Source organism: Gillisella vitis, assembly GCF_001541345.2.
GTDB lineage: Bacteria > Pseudomonadota > Alphaproteobacteria > Rhizobiales > Rhizobiaceae > Allorhizobium > Allorhizobium vitis.
Map to the genome: position 1 here is coordinate 343,948 of NZ_LMVL02000005.1, position 21,682 is coordinate 365,629.

The 21,682-nt window shown below is 57.1% G+C and carries 19 protein-coding genes and 1 tRNA gene; 15 read left to right on the forward strand and 5 right to left on the reverse strand.

Annotation, left to right across the window (positions count from 1 at the left end; all coding sequences use genetic code 11):
• Positions 1-26: 26 nt before the first annotated feature.
• Both ASB66_RS18920 and ASB66_RS18925 read right to left on the reverse strand, forming a co-directional pair.
• A complete protein-coding gene (locus ASB66_RS18920; RefSeq protein WP_445153044.1) occupies positions 27-1,979 on the reverse strand; it encodes an autotransporter assembly complex protein TamA in 1,953 nt (650 codons plus the stop codon).
• 177 nt (positions 1,980-2,156) lie between these two features.
• On the reverse strand, positions 2,157-2,420 hold the full coding sequence (locus tag ASB66_RS18925; protein ID WP_015917366.1) for a glycine zipper domain-containing protein: 264 nt from the start codon (positions 2,418-2,420) through the stop codon (positions 2,157-2,159).
• A 699-nt stretch (positions 2,421-3,119) separates the two neighbouring features.
• Between ASB66_RS18925 and hemA the strand changes: the two genes are divergently transcribed.
• Positions 3,120-4,334, forward strand: a complete 1,215-nt coding sequence (gene hemA / locus ASB66_RS18930; protein ID WP_060718651.1) for a 5-aminolevulinate synthase — start codon at positions 3,120-3,122, stop codon at positions 4,332-4,334.
• Positions 4,335-4,411: 77 nt separating this feature from the next.
• Positions 4,412-5,647, forward strand: a complete 1,236-nt coding sequence (locus tag ASB66_RS18935) for a serine hydrolase domain-containing protein (RefSeq protein ID WP_060718650.1) — start codon at positions 4,412-4,414, stop codon at positions 5,645-5,647.
• 66 nt (positions 5,648-5,713) lie between these two features.
• On the opposite strand, the gene dxr is transcribed toward ASB66_RS18935, so the two are convergent.
• Positions 5,714-6,907, reverse strand: coding sequence for a 1-deoxy-D-xylulose-5-phosphate reductoisomerase (gene dxr, locus ASB66_RS18940; protein WP_060718649.1), 1,194 nt, complete (start codon positions 6,905-6,907; stop codon positions 5,714-5,716).
• A gap of 746 nt (positions 6,908-7,653) precedes the next feature.
• Between dxr and ASB66_RS18945 the strand changes: the two genes are divergently transcribed.
• The 13 genes from ASB66_RS18945 to visR all read left to right on the forward strand — a co-directional run bounded on the left by ASB66_RS18945 (position 7,654) and on the right by visR (position 20,214).
• Positions 7,654-9,288: a globin-coupled sensor protein gene (locus ASB66_RS18945; RefSeq protein WP_234613150.1), complete on the forward strand. Its 1,635-nt coding sequence runs from the start codon at positions 7,654-7,656 to the stop codon at positions 9,286-9,288.
• Between the two features lie 136 nt (positions 9,289-9,424).
• The gene (locus ASB66_RS18950; protein ID WP_041698243.1) at positions 9,425-9,721 is read left to right on the forward strand and encodes an STAS domain-containing protein; all 297 of its coding nucleotides are present in this window, start codon (positions 9,425-9,427) and stop codon (positions 9,719-9,721) included.
• Positions 9,718-10,083 (forward strand): chemotaxis response regulator CheY1, encoded by a 366-nt coding sequence (cheY1, locus tag ASB66_RS18955; RefSeq protein ID WP_006726298.1) that lies wholly within the window; start codon positions 9,718-9,720, stop codon positions 10,081-10,083. Before ASB66_RS18950 ends, cheY1 begins: the two co-directional genes overlap by 4 nt.
• Positions 10,084-10,098: 15 nt before the next feature.
• Positions 10,099-12,360: a chemotaxis protein CheA gene (locus tag ASB66_RS18960; protein WP_060718647.1), complete on the forward strand. Its 2,262-nt coding sequence runs from the start codon at positions 10,099-10,101 to the stop codon at positions 12,358-12,360.
• A gap of 4 nt (positions 12,361-12,364) precedes the next feature.
• A complete protein-coding gene (locus ASB66_RS18965) occupies positions 12,365-12,832 on the forward strand; it encodes a chemotaxis protein CheW (protein ID WP_060718646.1) in 468 nt (155 codons plus the stop codon).
• The gene (gene cheR, locus ASB66_RS18970; protein WP_060718645.1) at positions 12,829-13,737 is read left to right on the forward strand and encodes a protein-glutamate O-methyltransferase CheR; all 909 of its coding nucleotides are present in this window, start codon (positions 12,829-12,831) and stop codon (positions 13,735-13,737) included. The genes ASB66_RS18965 and cheR overlap by 4 nt, the downstream gene beginning before the upstream one ends.
• Positions 13,734-14,771: a protein-glutamate O-methylesterase CheB gene (gene cheB, locus ASB66_RS18975; protein ID WP_060718644.1), complete on the forward strand. Its 1,038-nt coding sequence runs from the start codon at positions 13,734-13,736 to the stop codon at positions 14,769-14,771. Before cheR ends, cheB begins: the two co-directional genes overlap by 4 nt.
• Positions 14,771-15,160 (forward strand): response regulator, encoded by a 390-nt coding sequence (locus ASB66_RS18980; RefSeq protein ID WP_015917356.1) that lies wholly within the window; start codon positions 14,771-14,773, stop codon positions 15,158-15,160. The genes cheB and ASB66_RS18980 overlap by 1 nt, the downstream gene beginning before the upstream one ends.
• Positions 15,157-15,711 (forward strand): chemoreceptor glutamine deamidase CheD, encoded by a 555-nt coding sequence (gene cheD / locus ASB66_RS18985; RefSeq protein ID WP_015917355.1) that lies wholly within the window; start codon positions 15,157-15,159, stop codon positions 15,709-15,711. Before ASB66_RS18980 ends, cheD begins: the two co-directional genes overlap by 4 nt.
• 292 nt (positions 15,712-16,003) lie before the next feature.
• Positions 16,004-16,375: a chemotaxis protein CheT gene (gene cheT, locus ASB66_RS18990; protein ID WP_413463581.1), complete on the forward strand. Its 372-nt coding sequence runs from the start codon at positions 16,004-16,006 to the stop codon at positions 16,373-16,375.
• A gap of 276 nt (positions 16,376-16,651) precedes the next feature.
• On the forward strand, positions 16,652-18,340 hold the full coding sequence (gene fliF / locus ASB66_RS18995; RefSeq protein ID WP_060718643.1) for a flagellar basal-body MS-ring/collar protein FliF: 1,689 nt from the start codon (positions 16,652-16,654) through the stop codon (positions 18,338-18,340).
• 237 nt (positions 18,341-18,577) lie between these two features.
• Positions 18,578-19,324, forward strand: a complete 747-nt coding sequence (visN, locus tag ASB66_RS19000) for a transcriptional regulator VisN (protein ID WP_060718642.1) — start codon at positions 18,578-18,580, stop codon at positions 19,322-19,324.
• Positions 19,325-19,458: 134 nt separating this feature from the next.
• A complete protein-coding gene (gene visR / locus ASB66_RS19005; protein WP_060718641.1) occupies positions 19,459-20,214 on the forward strand; it encodes a transcriptional regulator VisR in 756 nt (251 codons plus the stop codon).
• An 83-nt stretch (positions 20,215-20,297) separates the two neighbouring features.
• Here the strand turns inward: visR and ASB66_RS19010 are convergent, their stop codons facing one another.
• Together ASB66_RS19010 and ASB66_RS19015 are read right to left on the reverse strand one after the other, a co-directional pair.
• The gene (locus ASB66_RS19010; protein ID WP_411910080.1) at positions 20,298-21,431 is read right to left on the reverse strand and encodes an AI-2E family transporter; all 1,134 of its coding nucleotides are present in this window, start codon (positions 21,429-21,431) and stop codon (positions 20,298-20,300) included.
• Between the two features lie 166 nt (positions 21,432-21,597).
• Positions 21,598-21,674, reverse strand: a tRNA-Arg gene (locus ASB66_RS19015).
• Positions 21,675-21,682: the final 8 nt, after the last annotated feature.

The following is a 21,682-nucleotide window of genomic DNA, read 5'->3' on the forward strand; positions in this document are numbered from 1 at the left end:
TTCTGTCCCGAAAGGCTGCTTCTGCGTCAGAAACTTTGTCCAATACCGACATATATGCCGTATTTGTCGCCGTCGGGATAGGGATTGAGCGGCACGGCCACATCCAGACGGATCGGGCCGAACGGCGTCGCATAGCGTAGACCGATGCCTGCGCCTGCCTTGATATCGGAGAAATCAGGCACATGCCCGCTGGACACGGTCCCGACATCGAAGAACGGCACCAGGCCAATCGTTTCGGTAATGCTGATGCGCGTTTCCAGTGATGCCGTCATGTAGGACAGGCCGCCGGTGGCGTCATCCGCGCTGTTTCTGGGCGAAATGCTTTGATAGCCATAGCCGCGCACCGAACCACCGCCGCCAGCGAAGAACCGTCTCGTCGCCGGAATATCGGCAAGGCCACCCGTGCTGAATAAGGTGCCCACCGCAAGCTTGCCCGCCAGCACCACCTTGTCTTCCGCGCCAAGTCCGTGATAGCCGGAAATCGACCCTTCGAAATTGGAAAATACAGTACTGCCGAGGAATTCATAGCTTGGTGCTGCGCTGAGCGTGGCGCGGTAGCCAGTGGTCGGGTTCATCTTGTTGTCGCGGGTATCGCGCACATAATCGAGAGGCACGGAAAAGGTCAGATAATCGTTTCGGCCAAAGGCATCGTCTATCCGGGCATATTCCAGTGCGGTGGCCGCCGAGACCGTGTCATAATCGTTCAATTCGTAGGCATAGCCGAGCTTGCCGGTGATGGTGTCGGCATCATAGGAATCGGTGCTGAGCGTTGCCGCCTTGATCGAGGCTTCCAATGTGCCTGAGGGCAGCAGAAAACCCGGCTTGGTAAAGGTGATCCCAGCGGAATAATCGAAATCCGTTGCATCGGTTTTCTCGCCGATGCCGCTGACCGTGCCTTCGATCCGTAGGGATTCGGCCTGGCCAAACAGATTACGGTGGCCCCAATAGCCCTGCAATCCAGCACCGTCGATGGTGTCATAGGTGGCGCCCGCTCCGAAATAGCGGAATTTGCCTTCCGACACCGTGATATTCAGCGGAATGGCGCCCTGCGAGTTGAGTTTATCGGCTTGGGTGACGGTCACGCTGGAGAAGACGTTAAGCTTGCGCAAGCGGTCGGATGCTTTGCGCAGATCTTCCGGCGAATAGGGCTGACCGGCATTCAGCCTCGAATATTTCTGCACGAAACCGGGATCGACGGCCTTGGTGCCGGAGACTGCAACCGGACCCAGCGGCGCGACTGGCCCTGCGGACACACCAATGGTCACATCCACCCGGTTACTTTGATGGTCCGCGACCACCTGCCGCTCGGAAATGCGGGCGAGAGGACGGCTTTGCGCCTTCAGATCATCGGCCATCTTGTTGGCGGCCTTGATAATTGCCAGGGAGCCGGCGGGTTTGCCTGCCACAAGATCATAGGCATTTGGGTCAAGTGTCGCGGCATCGCCGGTCAGCGTCACCTTGCCGAGCGTAAAGACCGGGCCGGGCTCGACCTCTATTTTAACCGGCACCGGCTTCGTGTGGGGAAATTCGGGATTGGGCGGCAGGCTATCCAGGGGCGTGCCATTGACCGTCATGGTAATGATGCCGCCGTAATAGGAGTGTTCGTAAAGTGTGGCCAGGAGCCGCTCCCGGTCCTCGCGAGCCTTGATGACCACGCCAAGATCGCCGGAGACCGGCTTGTCCTTCTCCTGTATCAGCTGCGAGCTTTTTTCCAGCGCGTCTTTCAGATCGCTGGATGCATCTTTCTCATCGGGAGTGCCGGAAGCCTCTTTCGACTGGAAATCGACCGAATAACGCACGGGATCGACAACATCCGCTTTACCTTCATCGCGGCCCCACAGGGTTATCCCGAAAATCTTGAAGGCATAGGCGTCAACTGGAAACGACAAAGCCGCCGCACCCACGACGACACATGCCAGAGCGGTGCCTGACTTCCGAAACGCTTTACTGACATTCGGCAATGTCACCCTACTCGGTATAAACAGTGTCTGAAGTCCTCAATCTGGCCGGAGCAAAACCATCCCGCACCCCTTGCTCCGAAATCGCTATTCCCATCTGCGATTATAGCCGAAACAGTTCCTCGGTGAACTTTTCCGGTATTGTATGGCCACCGCCGGACCAGGCCGAGAACGGCTGGATCCGGCGGTGGCTGGATGTCAGTAGCCGCGTGGGCAATTGTCGACGTAGCGACGGCCGTAGCGGTCACGATAGTAGCACTGGCCCGGCTGCTCGTTGACGCGACCGATGATGGCGCCTGCTACGCCGCCCACGGCAGCACCAACCGCCGCACCGCGGACATTGCCAGTGGCGACGCCGCCGATGATGGCACCCGATGCGGCGCCAATGCCGGCGCCCTTTTCGGTTTCCGTGCAACCGGCGACTGCCAAGCCTGCCAGAATAAGTATAATTGCTTTTTTCATGTCCATCTCCGTATTGGATTTATCCGGATACCCAGGTCTCGCCGATCGTTGTTTTCCTGGACAGATTTGGGTCTTCCGGCGTGTCCGCCCCTGCGCTGATATTTTGTTATGCAGCATTATTTGTCGTCTTTTGACGCATTTCCTGCCGATTGTTGTCCATTGCTGGCCAATTGCTGGAATCCCAACATTGCCAAAACATATAGCGAGAGCGGCGAATGTCCACCGGAAACGCTCTGTTTTTTAAGGTGTGTCTCAAAGAGATTGTCAGCATGGACGATTTTTTTTCAGGGTAGGCGATTTACAACAATGATCAATGAAGAAAGCCGCTCCTATTCCGGTTGTGAATGCCGCTAAATTGCAATTTGACGCAGTGACGAGGAGGATGGTTGGTAACCCCTATTAAAGTTATTTTGTTTTAGTTTATTCTATAATAAATGTCTGATGTGTTCAGGATCACTTTTGCTGTGCGCGCCGTCAAGCTTGACACAGATCAAGTCTGTTTGGATCTGTGTCGGCTACTGAATGACCATGCGGCTCGTATCGATTGGAGAGATCGATCGTCGGGCGGCGATGGTGGCAATGGTTATCGGACCGCACATTAGTGCCGGTGCCTTTTGTCGCAGTTTAGAATCACTTTAAGGGGTTGACCGCTGCCCCGAACGATCTCAAAAGAGATCCAGGAAGATTGGAGCAGGCGCAATGGATTTTGAAGCGTTTTTCAAGAGCGAACTGGATGGCCTGCACGATGAAGGCCGTTACCGGGTTTTTGCCGATCTTGAGCGCCAGCGCGGCAATTTTCCACGTGCCACCCGCTACACGGAAAACGGTCAGCACGACGTGACCGTCTGGTGTTCGAACGACTACCTGGGCATGGGCCAGAACGAACAGGTCGTCGAGGCGATGAAAAACGCCATCGATCACTGTGGCGCGGGTGCTGGAGGCACCCGCAATATTTCCGGTACCAATCACTATCATGTTCTGCTGGAGCAGGAACTGGCCGACTTGCATGGCAAGGAGCAGGCGCTGATCTTCACGTCCGGCTATATTTCCAACTGGGCGACGCTCGGTACGCTCGGGCAGAAAATCCCCGGCCTGATCATTTTTTCCGATGCCCTGAACCATGCCTCGATGATCGAGGGCATCCGCTATGCGAAATGCGAACGGGTGATCTGGAAGCATAACGATGTCAAGGATCTGGAAGCCAAGCTGAAGGCCGCCGATCCTAAGGCGCCGAAGCTGATCGCCTTTGAGAGCGTCTATTCGATGGATGGCGATATCGCGCCGATCAGGGAAATTTGCGATCTGGCCGATCGCTACGGCGCCATGACCTATCTGGACGAAGTGCATGCGGTCGGCATGTATGGGCCGCGCGGCGGCGGCGTTGCCGAGCGTGAAGGCATCATGGACCGTCTGACGATCATTGAAGGCACGCTGGGCAAGGCGTTCGGGGTGATGGGTGGCTATATCACCGCTTCGACCGCCTTGTGTGATTTCGTCCGTTCCTTTGCGTCAGGTTTTATCTTCACGACAGCTTTGCCACCGTCGCTGGCTGCCGGTGCAGTTGCTTCTATCCGGCATTTGAAGTCCAGCCAGATCGAGCGTTTCGCCCATCAGGAACGGGTACGCCGGTTGCGGTCGCTTCTGGATGCGCGCGGCATTCCTCATATGCCCAATCCCAGCCATATCGTGCCGGTCCTGGTTGGCGACGCCGCCAAATGCAAATGGATCTCCGATATTCTGCTCGACAATTTCAATATCTATGTGCAGCCGATCAATTATCCGACGGTGCCGAAGAAAACCGAGCGCCTGCGCATCACCCCGACGCCGTTGCATAGCGATGCCGATGTCGATCATCTGGTCGGCGCCCTGCATCAACTCTGGTCGCGTTGCGCGCTGGCGCGGGCTGTCGCCTGATTTTTCCATTTCACTCTTGCGCAGGTTGTGCGGGTCATGGTCACATGGCCCGCATTTTGTTTTAGGGGAGGGATGGGATGTCGATCATCGAGCGCGTCAACCGTGTGTTGGAAGAGGCTGTGTCAAGCGAGGCTCTGGTCGGGGCGGTGGTCATCGTGTTCAGGCACGGACAGCCCCTGCTGCGACGGGCGATTGGCTATGCGGATCGGGAAGCGCGTATTCCAATGCAGTTCGATAGGATTTTTCGTTTCGCATCCGTCACAAAACCATTTGTCGCGGTCACGGCGCTCACTCTGATCGACAAGGGATTGCTGGGTCTTGATGATCTGGTGGCCGATCATCTTCCCTGGTTCCGGCCCAAGACGCCAGCCGGCACGTTTGCCGCCATCACGGTGCGTCATCTGCTCACCCACACATCGGGTCTGACTTATGATCCGGCGCTGCAAAGGCTGCCGCGTGAGCGGGCCATCAATCTTGGTCTTCTCGATACGGATCTGACGGTTGAGGAAAATTTCAGCCGCCATAATGCCATTCCGCTGGCTTTTGCGCCTGGCGAGCGTTGGGGCTATTCGATTAGCACCGATTTGCTCGGTGCCGTGGTGGCCAAAGTGCATGGTGAGAACTGTGCAGGGAAGCAGGACGAGGACAGCGGGGCTGTCGCTCCTGTTCAAGGCACAACAAGCAGGACGCCATTCGCCCAGTATTTCGGTTCTATCGAAGGCAGAAACCTGCTGGAGACGGCGGTGGTCGAGCATGTTTGTGAACCCATGCGGCTGAAGGATGCCCGGTTCCATGTTACGGATATGGCGCGGTTGGCAGTTCCGTACCGGGACGGCGAACAGCGGGCTGAGCGAATGGAGGAGCGATGGCAGGCGACCGCTCCATCGGGCGGCGAAGGTCCGGCTTTTTCCCCCTCGCGGATTTTCAATCCCCGTGCTTTCCAGTCCGGTGGTGGTGGAATGGCCGGTACGGCGCTGGATGTTCTGACGCTGCTCGAAACCATTCGTACCGGTGGCGGTGGACTGATGTCACCCGAGCTTGCGCAGATGTGTCTCTCCAACCAGATCGGTGATCTCCCCATGGGGCTTCCTGGCAAGCGTTTCAGCTTTCTCGGCGCTGTCATCACCGATTCCGCAGCAGCGGCAACGGCCCTGCCACCAGGTGCTGTGCAATGGGGAGGTGTCTATGGCAATACCTGGTTCATCGTTCCCGAAGCCGGTTTGACCGTGGTCAGCCTGAGCAATACGGCATTGGAAGGCTGTGATGGCGCGTATGTCGAGCGCTTGCGTGCTGCGGTATGCGTGGCTGCTTAATTCCTGAAGCCGGAATCGGCTCAAGAAAGATTATCCAGCAGATTTGAAGAGTTGCAGCATTCTGGATTAACCCGTGCAGCCTTGGTTCAGGATGACCTCCTGGGCGCGGCGGCGTGCTTGCGCATCGGCGGCAAAGACATCGGCAATCACGGTCGCTGGTGCCAAGCCCGATAGATGGTCCATCACATCCTCGACCACATCGGCCATGGCGAGAAAACCGATCTTTTCCTCGACAAAAGCCTCAAAGGCACATTCTTCGGCGGCGTTCAGCACGGCGCCTTGCAAGCCGCCGCGCTCAAGGGCGGTCCGGGCGAGACGGATGGCCGGAAAGCGGTCCAGGTCCGGCGCTTCGAAATCCAGCCGCGCCAGCTTGGTAAAATCCAAGCGGTCCACATCCAGCGCCGCGCGTTTCGGATAGCTCAGCGCATAACCAATGGCGGTGCGCATATCCGGCACGCCAAGCTGGGCCAGTACCGAGCCGTCACGATAACCCACCATGGAGTGAACGATCGACTGGGGATGGACGATAACCTCGATCTGGTCGGGTGTCAGATCGAACAGGTGCTTGGCTTCGATCATCTCCAGCGCCTTGTTGAACATAGAGGCGCTGCCAATCGACACCTTCAGTCCCATGGACCAATTCGGATGGGCGCGGGCGGTTTGAACACTGACATCGGCCATCTGTTGGCGGGTGAAGGTACGAAACGGCCCGCCTGAGGCCGTCAGCACGATCCGCTCCAGCGTGTCACGGTGATTTTCATCCAGGCATTGGAAAATCGCCGAATGCTCACTATCGACGGGGATAATCTTGCCGCCGCCCTTGCGCACCGTCTCGATGAACAATTCGCCTGCCGAAACAAGGCATTCCTTATTGGCCAGCGCGATATCGGCGCCGCGTGCGGCGGCGGTCAAGGTCGGCTGCAAACCGGCGGTGCCGACAATGGCGGCCATCACCCAGTCGGCCTCAAGGGATGCCGCTTCATGCAACCCGCTGCTGCCAGCTGCAACATCAATGTCGCTACCCGACAACATGTCTTTCAAGGCAATATATTGATTTTCATCGGAGGTAACTGCCAGCCTTGCGCCTGTCACCAGTGCCTGCTCCGCCAGAAGAGCGACATTTCCATGTCCTGTCAGAGCCATGATGTCGAAGCGATCGCGTCCGCCCATTTGTCTGATCACGTCAAGCGTGTTGGTTCCGATAGAGCCGGTCGACCCCAGAATGGTGAGGCGGCGGGGCTGGGACGTGGCGGTATTCATAGATATATCCGGCAATTGCACCTGTTCCCCATGCGTCTACAGGGGAATGGGCAGGGCGGCAAGCTTCAAGCCGATGGCATACGTTGGTGGACCGTGAAAGGCCCCCTTGAAGACTTCGGGCGGTTTGCCATGGCACATCCCGTCCGTACCTATCTTTACAAGGATATGGACCAGACATCTGGGCAATATTTCGATTGGAGACGATAAAATCAGCAGTTTTACGAGGTTAGCTGCTCTTCATGCGTGGATTAAACGCACGATATGTCAGAATGTCGGCTTTGTCGCGACGGCCAACTTGCTTCGCTCATTCAGCGATACGACCACTATCGTGCTTGCTGCAATCAGCGCAGCCCCTATTCCTAGAACAATCATTGCCCACCTTTTCGACCTTCATGCCGCTTGGTGCCACATTAACACAACTTAACCTTGCTCCAAGCTTGATTTAACGTTTACGCCTTCACAAATCGATTCAAATTTTAAGAATTTGGCAGTAAAGTTGAGCAGCGAATAAACATTAACCTCCAATCAACGAATTAACCATAAAGATTGTAGGACACGGAGGAATGGGCGCGTTGCGCGTCCCACTCGGCATGATGCCAGTCCCACCGTACCGGTTTCGATCCGGTATCTCCAGTACAGAGCGGTTCTCCAGGTTATGCGGCGTATAGCGCATCCATGCGGACGATTTAACAGGTGATGGCGGTCAGTTCCTGGTTCGACAGGGCCGACCCCGCGGGGATTGGCAATTGGTTCAGCACGGTGAGGCAGAACGGACGGGTGGATCGCAGGCGGGCAGCTTGCGGGACCGGCTGAATTTTGCCGGACTGGATCAGGATGCCTGCAATCTTTTGCGCCGCCATCGGGTCGGGCTGGAGCCTGAGGTGGAAACGGGGCTGCGGGCGTTTTTCCGCAAGTTGCAGACGGCACCCGATGCGGCCCGTCAGTTTACCGGAGAGAGGCAGATCGACCGCCTCCATGATCTCTATGTTTCCCACTGGGACGTGATGACCGACGCGCGTTTTGATGCTCTCTATGCCGAGCGCGTCAAGGTGCTGGCCGATAGCCAGAGCCGAATGGGGCTTGATCCCCGTTGGCAGATTGCCGGCCATGCCGTTGTTCTGGAGGGCTTGGTCAGTTCCGTCTTCGCCGATCTTGCCAATCGCGGCTTCATGCCGTCCTCCCGCAAGCGGGCAGCCGAATTGCAGGCGCTGGTCAGCGCGCTCATTCGCCTGGTCATGGTGGATGTCGAGATTGCCGTGTCCCTGCGCTTCAACGAATTGCGCCTCAAGCATCATCGCGACATGGCTGATCTGCGCCGCAAGGAGCGCGCCAGCGTCACGGATTTGTTCCAGGGCGCATTCATGGCGCTGTCGCAGGGCGATCTGTCCAGCCGGCTGAACACCGATGTCCCGGAGGAATATCAGGATCTCGTGTCGAGTTTCAATGGCGCGATGGACAGCATTTGCGCTGCGGTTTCCGTGATGGACGCCAGCCGCCGTACGGCGGAAGACGTCAGCGCTGCCCTTGGTGAGCAAGGATCCGCGCTAGGGGTGCGGGCCGATGAGGCCGCAGCGGGCCTTGATGCGGCAAGTGCCAGCCTGCGGCAGGTAACCGAAACAGTCAGCCATAACGCCGCGCAGTCGAAACTCACCGAGCAGGCTGTCGAGATGACCGTCAAGGCGGTCGAGGCGAGCGGCGAGGTGGTCGGTAAGGCCATCGCCGCCATGGCGGATATCGAAACCTCCGCCGAGCAGATCGGCCATATTATCGGCTCCATCGATGAAATTGCCTTCCAGACCAACCTTCTGGCCTTGAACGCCGGCATCGAGGCGGCCCGCGCCGGTGATTCCGGTCGGGGCTTTGCCGTCGTTGCCCAGGAAGTGCGGGCTTTGGCGCAGCGTTCCGCCGACAGTGCGCGGGAAATCAAGGCCCTGGTTGCAGCCACAAAGCATCAGGTCGAAGCCGGGGTGCAGATGGTCAATCGTACCCAGGATGCGATTTCCAGCATCGTGACGCAGGTTGTCGATATCAATCGATCGGTCTCGGTGATGGCTGGTGAAACGGCCAAGCAGGCCGCAGCCCTGGATAGCGTCGCGTGCGTGCTCGAAGCCCAGGGCGAAACATCGCGTGCAAGCGCGCAATTGTCACGCCAGGCTGCGGATGACAGTGCCGATCTGCATACGGTGATCGTCGAGCTTGGCAAGACCGTGCGGCAATTCACCATTGAGCGCACGCACTATCGTGGCAGCCAGACCAATCCATCGAACGGTTACCCTGTGCCAGCAGCGCAAGCGGCAGAGCTGCCGATGGCGGCTTTTCCCGAGGACTTCGGGGGGCATGATTTTTTAGTGCCGATTCGGGCAGGAGGCCTTTCGATGTGAGCGGTTTATTTACCTACCTCTTATACAACGGAGGAAGGTTCGGGATGAAAACAGCTTTTCGTGCCGGAGAAGCGCTTAGGTTTTGAACTCTCGTACCCTTATGGGGCGGTCGATAGAAACGGTAGGGAAACAGTCTATGGCGAGCAAGAAAGGCGCATCGGCGCAGCTTAAGCTGGCATCGGTGCTCGACTTGAATGAAGCGTCTCAGCTCAAGGACAAGCTTCTGTCCATGCGGGGAGGAGCAATTGAAATCGACGCATCCGGTGTCGAGCGGATGGGAGCGCTTTGCGCCCAGGTGCTCGTCTCGGGCGCGAAAACCTGGGAAGAAGACCAGAAAACCTTCTCGATAAAGAAGGCGTCAGACGCTTTCACCAAAACCATACAGCTCTTGGGCTTGAACAACGATCAACTGATCGCGGAGATCCGGCAATGAAGAAAAAAGTATTAACCGTGGATGATTCCAGAACCATCCGCAACATGCTTCTCGTCACCCTCAACAATGCGGGTTTTGAGACCATCCAGGCCGAAGACGGCGTCGAAGGTCTTGAAGTGCTTGAAGAGTGCAATCCCGACGTGATCGTCACCGATATCAACATGCCGCGTCTTGACGGTTTTGGTTTTATCGAGGGTGTGCGCCGCAATGAAAAATACCGCGCCGTTCCGATCCTCGTTCTGACGACCGAAAGTGATGCTGAGAAGAAGAACCGTGCGCGCCAGGCTGGCGCTACCGGCTGGATCGTCAAGCCATTCGATCCGACGAAACTGATCGATGCGATTGAACGTGTAACCGCCTAACGGGGTCTGACTTCGATGGATATGAACGAAATCAAAGAGATCTTTTTCCAGGAATGCGAGGAACAGCTCGCAGAACTGGAATCCGGTCTTCTGAAAATGAACGATGGGGATCGTGACCCGGAGACGGTGAATGCTGTTTTCCGAGCTGTTCATTCCATCAAAGGAGGCGCAGGCGCGTTCGGTCTCGACGATCTCGTTGCCTTCGCTCACGTTTTTGAGACCACCCTTGATTGCGTTCGATCCAATAAGCTGGAACCGGGCATTGAAGTGATGAAGGTCATGCTCAAGTCGGCCGACGTGCTCGCCGACCTGACCAATGCTTCTCGTGACGGCGGCAGCGTCGATCCGTCGCGTTCAAGCGGCCTTGTCAAGGAATTGGAAGCGCTTGCCAAGGGTGAAATGCCTTCGTCATCCGCCACAGCACCGGCACCTGCGCCAAAGGCGGTTGCCAAGCCTGCACCTGCACCTGCGCCAGCAGCGACGGATGACAGCGGTTTTGCTCCCGTGCCATTCTCCTTTGACGATTTTGCCGACGAAGAGCCTCCTATTGTGTCTCCTCCGCTTGAAGTGAGCTTCAAGCCGCGTCGGGATCTCTATGCCAAGGGCAATGACGCCACGCTTTTGCTGCGTGATCTGTCGCGCATCGGCGAAGTCAGCCTGAACTGCAATGTAAGCGCCGTTCCGACGCTGGAATCCATGGATCCCGAGGAGGCCTACTTCTCCTGGAAAATCCTGGTGAAGAGCGACAAAGGCGAAGAAGGTGTTCGGACTGTTTTCGAGTTTGCCGAATGGGATTGCGAACTGGAAATCAAGGAACAGGAAGCGACTGTTGCTGAAGGGAGCGATGAGCTGCCGATGGTACCGGTGCCGTTCGATCTGTCCGCGCTGGATGACGATAGCGCCGCTGAAGAAGTTGACGATAGCGCCGTCGACTTGATCGCCGAGGCCGTGGAAGCCGCCGATACCGCAACCAAAGTGGTCAGTGCCGTCAGGGAGAAGAGAGAATCTCCAGCCGCTGCTGCTGCCGCTGCCGCAGCCGCCGCGCAAAACCAGTCTGCTGCTTCGGCTGCCGGGCAAACGATCCGCGTCGATCTCGATCGCGTCGACCGCCTGATCAACCTGGTGGGCGAGCTTGTCATCAACCAGGCCATGCTGTCGCAGAGCGTCATCGAAAATGACACCAACGGCACGTCGTCGATCAATATGGGTCTCGAAGAGCTGCAACAGCTCACCCGCGAGATCCAGGATTCGGTCATGGCGATCCGCGCCCAGCCGGTCAAGCCGGTGTTCCAGCGCATGTCGCGTATCGTGCGAGAAGTCGCTGATATGGTTGGCAAATCGATCCGTCTGGTCACCGAAGGTGAAAACACCGAAGTGGACAAGACGGTCATCGACAAGCTGGCCGAGCCGCTGACCCACATGATCCGTAATGCCGTTGACCATGGTATCGAAACCCCCGAAAAGCGGACTGCCGCCGGCAAGAACCCGGAAGGCACGGTCAAGCTGACGGCAAAGCATCGGTCTGGCCGCATCGTGATCGAACTGGTCGACGATGGCGCCGGTATCAACCGCGAACGGGTCCGCCAGAAGGCAATCGACAACGATATTATCGCTGCCGATGCCAATTTGTCGGACGAGGAAATCGACAATCTGATTTTCATGCCCGGCTTTTCCACGGCGGACAAGATTTCCGACATTTCCGGCCGTGGCGTCGGCATGGACGTGGTCAAGCGGTCCATCCAGGCATTGGGCGGACGCATTTCGATCAGCTCGCGGCCCGGTCAGGGCTCGACCTTCACCATGAGCTTGCCCCTGACACTGGCGGTTCTGGATGGCATGGTCGTTACCGTTGCTGGCCAGACGCTTGTCGTTCCGTTGACGGCCATCGTTGAAACCTTGCAGCCGGAAGCCCAGAATATCCATTCCTTCGGCGCCAACCAGCGGCTGATTTCGATCCGCAACAGCTTCTGCCCGTTGGTGGATGTCGGCCGGATCCTGAATTTCCGGTCAGTCCAGGCCAACCCGATCGATGGCGTTGCTCTGCTGGTCGAATCGGAAGGTGGCGGTCAGCGCGCTTTGATGGTCGATGCCATCCAGGGTCAGCGTCAGGTGGTCATCAAGAGTCTCGAGGCTAACTATACGCATGTGCCCGGCATCGCTGCGGCAACCATTCTGGGCGATGGCCGCGTGGCTCTGATCCTGGATGTGGATGCTGTCGTCGCTGCCTCGCGCGGTCAGTCTCTCAAGCAGGAAATGTCGTTAGCCGTCGCAGGATAGTTCTATGTCGAATGCGGTCGAAAATCTGGTTCAGGGAAATCGCGAGTTGATCGCGTTCCGTGTCGGTAATCAGGAGTTTTGTGTCAACATCATGCAGGTGCGGGAAATCCGTGGATGGACCCCCGCAACGCCGTTGCCACAGTCTCCTCATTACGTGATGGGCGTGATCAACCTGCGTGGTGCTGTGCTGCCGATCGTCGATCTGGCGATCCGGCTCGGGCTGAAGCGGACAGAACCGACCGTTCGGCATGTGATTATCGTGGTCCAGATCAGGACCAAGGTCGTCGGCCTGCTGGTGGATGCCGTGTCCGACGTCCTGAGCGTGACAGATGAGACGATCCAACCGACGCCTGAGGTCTCGTCTGATCTCGAGCGTCAATATGCAAGAGGCATCCTCGCCATTGACAAACGGATGATCTGTTTGATTGAGCTGGCGGGCCTTTTCTCTGAAACTGAAAGCGAAGCGGCATGACATCGACCTTTTCTGCGCATAGCCGGCAATCGGACGACGAGATCATGGCCAGTGGTGAATACCCGTTGACCCGCCGCGATCTCAACGAAATTGCTGCGATGATCTATGCCGATGCCGGGATTGCGCTGAACGATTCCAAGGCGTCCCTTGTCTATTCAAGACTGTCGAAGCATATTCGCAATCTTGGATTGCGTGGATTTCGTGAATATTGTGCGCTTGTCTCTTCCCAGGAAGGGGCCGGCGCGCGACGTGAAATGTTGTCGCATCTGACAACGAATTTCACCCGGTTCTTTCGCGAGAACCATCACTTCGATCATTTGCGCACCGAGGTTCTGCCGGGCTTGATCAATCGCGCCAAGGCCGGCGGTCGCGTGCGGATCTGGTCTGCCGCCTGTTCTGATGGGCAGGAGCCATATTCCATCGCCCTGACGGTCCTGTCCTTGATGCCGAATGCCGCCGATTACGATTTCAGGATATTGGCAACGGATATCGATCCGAAGATACTGGCGCTGGCCCGGGCCGGAGCCTATGACGAAACGGCGCTGGAAACCGTGAGCCCGGCCATGCGCAAGCAATGGTTCCGCGATGTCGATGTCGGCGGGCGCCGGAAATTCCAGGTCGATGACCGGGTCAAGAAGCTGATCACCTTCAATGAGCTGAATTTGATGGCGCAATGGCCGATCAAAGGACCGTTCGACGTGATCTTCTGCCGTAATGTGGTGATCTATTTCGACGAGCCAACCCAGGTGAAGATCTGGTCGCGGTTTGCCGGGCTGCTGCCGGAGGGCGGCCATCTTTATATAGGCCACTCCGAGCGGGTGTCGGGCGATCCGAAGAACCTGTTCGATAATATCGGTATCACCACCTACAAATATACCGGCAAGACCGGAGGGCGCAAAGTATGATAGCTGCCGCTCGCGTTCTCGTCGTCGATGACAGCCCGACCATGCGGGGACTGATCACCGCCGTTCTCAATTCCGATCCGGAAGTCAGCGTCATTGGCCAGGCCAAGGATGCCATGGAGGCCCGCGCCGCCATCAAGCAGCTAAACCCGGATGTGGTGACGCTCGATATTGAAATGCCAAACATGAATGGTTTGGAATTTCTCGAAAAGATCATGCGGCTGCGGCCAATGCCTGTCATCATGGTCTCCACCATGACCCATCGCGGAGCTGAAGCGACGCTGGCTGCCTTGGAAATTGGCGCATTCGACTGTGTCGGCAAGCCGATGCCGGGTGAGGCTCGTCCGTTCGGCGATCTTGCCGAGAAGGTCAAGGCGGCGGCCCGCTCCCAGCGTCGGCAGATCATGCACGCGGCGCCGGTTGCCACGCCTGCGGCCGATTTTCGGGTGGGTCGCAAGATCGTGGCGATCGGTTCTTCGACAGGGGGTGTTGAAGCGCTGATAGCCGTGTTGCAGAAGTTTCCACCTAATTGCCCGCCAACGGTGATTACCCAACATATGCCGCCGACGTTTACCAAGAGTTTTGCGGAGCGGCTGAACCGGCTCTGCGCTCCGGTGGTAGAAGAAGCAACTGACGGTGCCAGATTGCAGATTGGCAAGATCTATCTGGCCCCTGGTGGAGAACGGCATCTGCAAGTGGTGAACGCATCCGCGCCCAGTTGCCGTTTGCTGGACACGCCCCCGGTCAACGGGCATCGGCCATCGGTCGATGTTCTCTTTGATTCGGTGGCGGAATTGGCTGGACGCAATGCCGTTGGCGTCATACTGACAGGTATGGGGCGCGATGGAGCGTCTGGATTGCTCAAAATGCGAAGTGCAGGCGCACGGACCATTGGGCAGAACGAAAAGACCTGTGTGGTCTATGGTATGCCTCGCGTTGCCCATGAACTGGGTGCCGTCGAGCATCAATTGCCGCTTGGCTCAATCGGCGAAGAAATTCTCAAACTCACGGCCGCACGGAAAGAAGGTTATGAATAATGTCAATAGCTGAAAAAATTAAGGTCCTGATAGTGGACGACCAGGTGACCAGCCGCTTGCTTTTAAGCGATGCGCTGACTCAGCTTGGTTTCAAGCAGATCACGGCTGCCGGCGACGGTGAGCAGGGGATGAAGATCATGGCTCAACAGCCTCATCATCTGGTGATCTCTGATTTCAACATGCCCAAGATGGACGGTCTCGGTCTTCTCCAGGCTGTTCGCGCCAATCCTGCCACCAAGAAGGCAGCGTTCATCATTCTCACTGCGCAAGGGGATCGGGCGCTGGTGCAGAAGGCGGCGCAATTGGGTGCCAATAACGTCCTCGCCAAGCCGTTTACCATCGAAAAGATGAAGGCGGCCATTGAAGCTGTTTTCGGAGCATTAAAATGAGTGACGAAGCTGCGGCTCGCAGGGTCCATATTATTCAAGGTGAATACAAGGTTGTCAGCGACCCGAATGTGGTGCTTTCAACTATCCTGGGTTCCTGCGTGGCTGCATGCATACGTGATCCCATTGCCGGCGTCGGCGGTATGAACCATTTCCTCCTGCCGGGCTCTGCCAATCCCGGCATGGGAGGCGGGGATGCCACGCGCTATGGCGTCCATCTGATGGAATTGCTGATCAACGGCCTCTTGAAAAAGGGCGCGCGGCGCGATCGTCTGGAAGCCAAGATTTTCGGAGGCGCCAAGACGATTGCGACGTTCTCGAATGTCGGCGAACAGAATGCTGCCTTTGCTGCGCAGTTTCTGAAAGACGAAGGCATCAAGGTGGTTGGCTCTTCCACGGGCGGCGAGCATGGCCGCAAGCTGGAATTCTGGCCGATCAGCGGTCGTGCCCGCCAGTATCCTCTGACAGGAGCGGAAACGCAAAAGACCGTGGCCATGGAACAGCGGCCGGTCAAAGTGCAAAAGCCGGTGGAAAGCTCCATCGAGTTTTTCTAACGGTTCCGTTCTTTTTCGGGCAGTCCATATTGATGAAGGTTGCGTAACTATTTTTAAGGACAATCTAAGGTATGTGATGCGGCTGGCGGCGCGATGTATTCGAGCAAGGCTGGTATGAAATGGATGACCATCCGAACCCTGTCTGCGGTTTCGGGTGAGCGGAACGGACAACCCCTCGCTCGTTTATACAAGCTCAGGGCGGGACTGAATAAAAAGCATAAATGGAGCGTGCCGTGCGGATTTTGTCTGTGGTGGGTTCCGGGAGAACAGAACTGCGAAGCCTGAGTCAGTATTGGAGGCCACGAGCGTGCAAGAATCACTACCTGAAATTCTGATGCGTGTTGTGACGGAACTTCACGACGTTGCCTATCTGATCGAGCGAGTCGAGCCGCAATTGCTGGAGCTGGGGGGATCAAAGGCGTTGGAATCGGCTGAGACGCTCAAGGTCTTGCAAGGTATCGACCTTGCCGTGCAGAAATCGCGCGGGTTGGCTGAATTTATCGATACCATTACGGCGGATGTGTCCGACGACTGGAAAGTGGACATGACGACGGCGCTCAGCCTCGTCAAGCTGGCCGAAATGCAGAAGGCACTGGGCGATGGCCTGCGTCATGGTCATTCGCAGCCGCTCAGCAAAGCGGCGGGCGATTTCGATTTTTTCTGATCGCTGCCAGCCCGGAGAGAGCATTTCAAGCAAAAGTGCGAGGCGGTTTGTGCCCGCAAAGGCGTAAAAATAAACAGAAAGACTTTTTGTAATTCCGTAAATCCATATAGCAAAGTGTTCTGATCGCTCCTTTGTGGGGCGATCTTCGTTTTGGGACATCCGTTTCCGCACATCGGGCTTGGTTTGCAGGCTTCAGGAAACGCTCGCACAAGCTTCGCGTCCTAGGGTGACGCTAGGCCAAAAGCCGTAACCTCATGTTTGACGGTGCGAGACAGAATGAATCTGTTCAATCAACTACTCCAGGTCTTCAAGAACCTTTCGTCCTTGGGACCTACAAAACTATGGACCCTTGCGGGTGTTGGCGTCGTTTCGGTGGCGCTGGTTATCGGTGCGGCGTTTTTTATCAATAAGCCTGCCTTTGAGACCCTCTACGTCGGCCTCGAAGCGACAGACGTCAATCAAATCAGTATTGCCCTGGCTGAAGCGGGCGTCGGTTTCCAGACTGGCGCCGATGGCAAGAGCATTCAGGTCCAGGCCGGTATGACCGGCAAGGCCCGTTTGCTGCTGGCCGAACGCGGCCTGCCCAATAGCACCAATGCTGGCTACGAACTGTTCGATAATGTCGGCTCCCTAGGTCTGACATCCTTCATGCAGGAAGTGACCCGGGTGCGCGCCCTTGAGGGCGAGATTGCCAGGACGATCCAGCAGATCAACGGTATTGCGGCAGCACGCGTGCATATCGTCATGCCGGATGTCGGGAATTTCCGGCGCGGCGCGCAAAAGCCAACGGCCTCGGTGATGATCAGAGCCGGTTCCGATGCCGGTCGCAAATCTGCGGCTTCGATCCGCCATCTGGTGGCTTCGGCTGTGCCAGGTCTTGAAGTCGATGATGTCACCATTCTGGATTCGACCGGCCAGTTGCTGGCATCGGGCGATGAGACGGGCGGCACTGCAAACCGGAATCTCGGCGTTGCCCAGTCGGTTCAGCAGGAAATCGAATCGAATATCGACAAGGCTCTCGCACCTTTTCTCGGTATGGACAATTTCCGTTCCAGCGTGACGGCGCAGTTGAATACCGACCAGCAGCAGATCCAGGAAACGGTTTACGATCCCGAATCCAAGGTCGAACGCTCGACCCGCACCACCAAGGAAGCACAGAAGTCGCAGCAGCGGCAATCCGATACCGCAGCGACCGTGGAGCAGAATATTCCGCAGGCAGCGCCACAAGCGGGGGGTGCCGGTCCTGAATCGTCCGACCAGCAGGACAAGAAGGAAGAGCAGACCAACTACGAAATCAACAGCAAGACGATTGCCACCGTCAAGAACGGCTATACGCTGGACAAACTGTCCGTGGCCGTTGTGGTCAACAAGCAGCGTATCGCCACCATGGTCGGCGAGCCTGTCGATCAGGCCAAGATCGATGCCTATCTGGCGGAAATGCAGAAAATCGTCAAATCGGCTGCCGGGCTGGATGACAAGCGCGGCGACGTGGTGACGCTGACGGCGATGGACTTCCTGGAGAACCAGCTGCTGAGCGAGGCTCCAACCGGACCCGGTGTCATGGAAATCCTCAGCCGCAACATGGCGGGTATTATCAACTCGCTTGCCTTCCTCGCCGTTGCCTTCCTTGTTGTCTGGATGGGCATTCGGCCGATGGTACGCTCGATGGGCGGCGGTGGGTCTGCGGCGCTTGAGGGTGGCAGCGACGCTGTTGCCGGACTGGAACTGCCCGACTTCTCGCCCGGTCTTGATGCTGGTGCCGGCGGCGGGCTGATGGATGGCTTTGGTTCTGACTTCGGCTTCGATAGCGCCGATGATGTCCTTGCCCTCGACAATGACCCGAATGGCGGCTTTAACCGCCGCGTCAAGGAAGGACCGGAACGGCGCCTGGCGCGTATGGTGGAAATCTCGGAAGAGCGCGCTGCCAAGATCCTACGCAAATGGGCGGTCGAAAACGCAGCCTGATCCTTCAATCATGGTCAATAACAGTGCTGCGCCAGCGAAAGTCGGCGCAGCATTTTTGTATGGTGCGGATAAGCCACACCTTCTGTGCTAAACCCCGTAGCGTTTAGAAGTTATTTACATACAATAACATTATGGTGATTCGGCATGTTTCGAATGACGCGCTTAACCACGGAATGGGCGGCTTCCGTGGCAAAGCATATAGAGATGTCGCCGTTCGTCCCTTGAAAGGGGAGCCTTATGAGTGTCGAACTCCTTGAGCCTGGGGGCTATCAAGGGATCCGTAGCCAGAAGACGGCGAACAGGCCTGAGGGCCCTAGACTGCGTGATGCGATGATCCGGCAGCTTTCCTCTGCTGCGTCCGCAGGAAAGCTTCGGGTCGCCATGCATATCCTGACGGATTATGCCGGAGCTTCGCACTATCTCCTGGCCCGTTACGACCTTATTCAGGAACATGGGCTGGATTTCGTGGTGACGGCGGACTGGCCGTTCGATCTGGCGCGTGGGGTTGCCACGGAATTGTCGGCGGCCTGTTCGCGGGCCACCGAGCTTGAAAAATGCCTGGGCCTGCTGCAAGCAAAATTCGTGCTCCTGCCTGACGACCTGGAACTGCCCCTAGGGGCCAGCCGTCAATATTGCTCAGTGATGTTTAATGTCGGTCGTACACGGCTGGCCCTGGTTATGCTTCTTCCGGACGGATTCGTAATTTCGCCGGACCGGTTGCGGGATGTGGGTTTGTTGGCGGCCTATTGCGTCAGCCTGTCGACGGGACGGTCGCAGAAAGCGGATCGTGACTTCGAGCTGACGGAACGCGAATTGGAATGCCTGTTTTGGATTGCCGAAGGCAAGACAAGCGATGAAATTGCCACGATTCTTGGTATTTCCCGCAATACGATCAATAATTACATCACCAGTGTGATGCGCAAGACTGCTACGAAAACTCGCTCTGAAGCGATTGCCTACGCGGTTCGCAACAATCTGGTCTAACGCCGACTGCCTTTCAAGGTGACGGTTGGCATTCTATTTCAGGATATCTCAAGTCTTTGATGTCTTGAGACATCCAAAACCACTTCAAGGCGGGGATGCGTTGGCATCTTCAAGCGTTGGTATGAAAGGCAGCCATGGCATTCAATGCAGACATGTCGAGCGGCAGGACAGGATCGGCGGCAGATCTGAAAGCCCGGCTGGCTGCGAACCGGGGGGATATTTTCCCCCGGCTGATTGCGATGCAGAAGGCGATCAACGCCCGCAGCTTTGCCGTGTTTCGGGTGGCGGGTTCAGGCTTGCCGCGCAAACGCATGTTGCAATGCGAATGTGAGAGCTGGGCGGCAAACGGCATGGTTGGCAGCTATAGCGATGCATTTGTGTCCTGCTACGGCGAACTTCTGCTGAGCCATATCGATGATTTGCTGCTGCCTTTGATGTGGAATGCCAAGGACAACGCCACATTCTGTATCAGCAGTGAGTTTGGCGCTTTCGTATCGCGCCTGCCTGCTGGCAATCTGCCGTTTTCGGGTGTTGCTTTTCCGGTCCGGCTGGGCGCTGTCGGCAATGGCTATGTCATCTTCGCATTAAACGGATCTGAGGATCTCGACAGCGATGTGATGATCGACATGCATAATCGCAGCTGCAAGCTGATGATGGATATTCTATCCCTGAGCGAGCGAAAAGTAGCGCCGTCCGAGGCGTTGAGCGACCGGGAAATCGCCTGCTTGCAATTGGCGGGCGATGGGCGGATCAGCGAAGAAATTGCCGAAAATCTCGGACTTTCGGTCCATACCGTCAATGCTTACCTGGGCTCGGCGACGATCAAGCTTGATTCGGTCAACCGTATCCAGGCAATCGCCAAGGCTATCAGGCTCGGCTATATCAACTGAGTTTCTAAATAGATTTCCCTATCGGCTTCTTTGTCTGGCGGAAATTCCGGAACGGTTTCGCGAAACGCGCTACCGAAGCGCAATCACTCGGGCTGTTTGGCTTCCAGGAGCCATTCGCGCCAGATGGCCACCAGGATCGCCATCAGCACCGGGCCGACGAACAGGCCGAGCATGCCCATGGTCTTGACGCCGCCGATCAGGCCGAAAAATGTTGGCAGGAAGGGGAGTTTGATCGGTCCGCCCACCAGTCTTGGCCGTAATGTCTTGTCGACAATGAAAAGCTCGACGGTTCCCCAGGCCAGCAATCCGACCCCTGCAATGGTCGAGCCACTGGCAACCAGATAGATCGAGACCAGGGTGAAGGAAAGGGGGGCGCCACCGGGAATGAGCGCCATGAAGCCGGTGATAATGCCCAGCGTGACAGGGGAAGGCACGCCTGCGATCCAATAGGCGAGGCCAAGCACGATGCCTTCACCGACCGCAATGATCGTCATGCCGGTCACCGTGGAACTGATGGTCAGCGGAACCAGACGCGACACCCGTTCCCAGCGCCCGGGCAGGATCCGCTCGCCAACAATATCCACCTGCGCAACAATACGCTCCCCGTCGCGATAGACGAAAAACAGGGCGATCAGCATGAAGAGCAAGGTGAGAAAGCTGTGGAAGGCCGAGGAGCCGACCACCAGCAGGCCACGGTAAATCGTGCCGATATTGGCGCCGCTGATCAGTTGCACCAATTCGCCAAGCGCACCGGGATGGCCGACATATTGATCCCAATGCTCGGAAAGCCAGGAACCGGCCAGGGGAACCTGAATTAACCATTGCGGTACCGGCGCGCCCACTTCATTGGCCCTCAAGGCCCAGACGCCCCAGCTTTTCACCTCATCGACGGCATAGATACCCGCCAGCGAGATGGGAACGACAATGAAGGAGACCACAAGAATAATGGCAATCGTCGCACCAATGGTCCTATTGCCACCGGCGAGGCCCAGAATGCGTCGATAGATCGGCCAGCTTGCAAAGCCGATCACCATGGCGGCCAGCAACGGCACGATGAAACCGTAGAAAAAATAAGCGCTGGCCATCAAAACGGCCAGCAACAGCCAGCGCGCCGCCGAGGTTGGGGCAACCAGCGCATAGCGCTCTGCGGCAGCACGACGTACAGGAACGGCGGGCGGTGTCACGACGCTATCGTTTTTCGCAGTTCTCACGGTCACCTGTACACTCCGAAGTCCAAAAGCCCCTCTGAAGCATGATAACTTCAGCATGAGCCGACGCAGGTCCGCGCCCGGTCGACCGATAGTAGTTCCTAATTCCAAAAAGCTTGTGAAAATATGGCGGCCATACTGCAAAATATCGTTTATTTCGCTTTTGGCTTAAAAATGGTGATTCCGACGCGATTCGAACGCGTGACCCTCAGATTAGGAATCTGATGCTCTATCCTGCTGAGCTACGGAACCACTGTTTA

Excerpts from the sequence above, each read along its gene's own strand:
- hemA (WP_060718651.1), top strand. The coding sequence starts at position 3,120 with ATGGATTTTGAAGCGTTTTTCAAGAGCGAACTGGATGGCCTGCACGAT.
- cheY1 (WP_006726298.1), top strand. The coding sequence starts at position 9,718 with ATGAAGAAAAAAGTATTAACCGTGGATGATTCCAGAACCATCCGCAAC.
- cheB (WP_060718644.1), top strand. The coding sequence starts at position 13,734 with ATGATAGCTGCCGCTCGCGTTCTCGTCGTCGATGACAGCCCGACCATG.
- cheD (WP_015917355.1), top strand. The coding sequence starts at position 15,157 with ATGAGTGACGAAGCTGCGGCTCGCAGGGTCCATATTATTCAAGGTGAA.
- ASB66_RS18950 (WP_041698243.1), top strand. The coding sequence starts at position 9,425 with ATGGCGAGCAAGAAAGGCGCATCGGCGCAGCTTAAGCTGGCATCGGTG.
- cheR (WP_060718645.1), top strand. The coding sequence starts at position 12,829 with ATGACATCGACCTTTTCTGCGCATAGCCGGCAATCGGACGACGAGATC.
- ASB66_RS18935 (WP_060718650.1), top strand. The coding sequence starts at position 4,412 with ATGTCGATCATCGAGCGCGTCAACCGTGTGTTGGAAGAGGCTGTGTCA.
- ASB66_RS18925 (WP_015917366.1), bottom strand. The coding sequence starts at position 2,420 with ATGAAAAAAGCAATTATACTTATTCTGGCAGGCTTGGCAGTCGCCGGT.
- visN (WP_060718642.1), top strand. The coding sequence starts at position 18,578 with ATGAGTGTCGAACTCCTTGAGCCTGGGGGCTATCAAGGGATCCGTAGC.
- ASB66_RS18965 (WP_060718646.1), top strand. The coding sequence starts at position 12,365 with ATGTCGAATGCGGTCGAAAATCTGGTTCAGGGAAATCGCGAGTTGATC.
- dxr (WP_060718649.1), bottom strand. The coding sequence starts at position 6,907 with ATGAATACCGCCACGTCCCAGCCCCGCCGCCTCACCATTCTGGGGTCG.
- ASB66_RS18960 (WP_060718647.1), top strand. The coding sequence starts at position 10,099 with ATGGATATGAACGAAATCAAAGAGATCTTTTTCCAGGAATGCGAGGAA.
- ASB66_RS18980 (WP_015917356.1), top strand. The coding sequence starts at position 14,771 with ATGTCAATAGCTGAAAAAATTAAGGTCCTGATAGTGGACGACCAGGTG.
- visR (WP_060718641.1), top strand. The coding sequence starts at position 19,459 with ATGGCATTCAATGCAGACATGTCGAGCGGCAGGACAGGATCGGCGGCA.
- fliF (WP_060718643.1), top strand. The coding sequence starts at position 16,652 with ATGAATCTGTTCAATCAACTACTCCAGGTCTTCAAGAACCTTTCGTCC.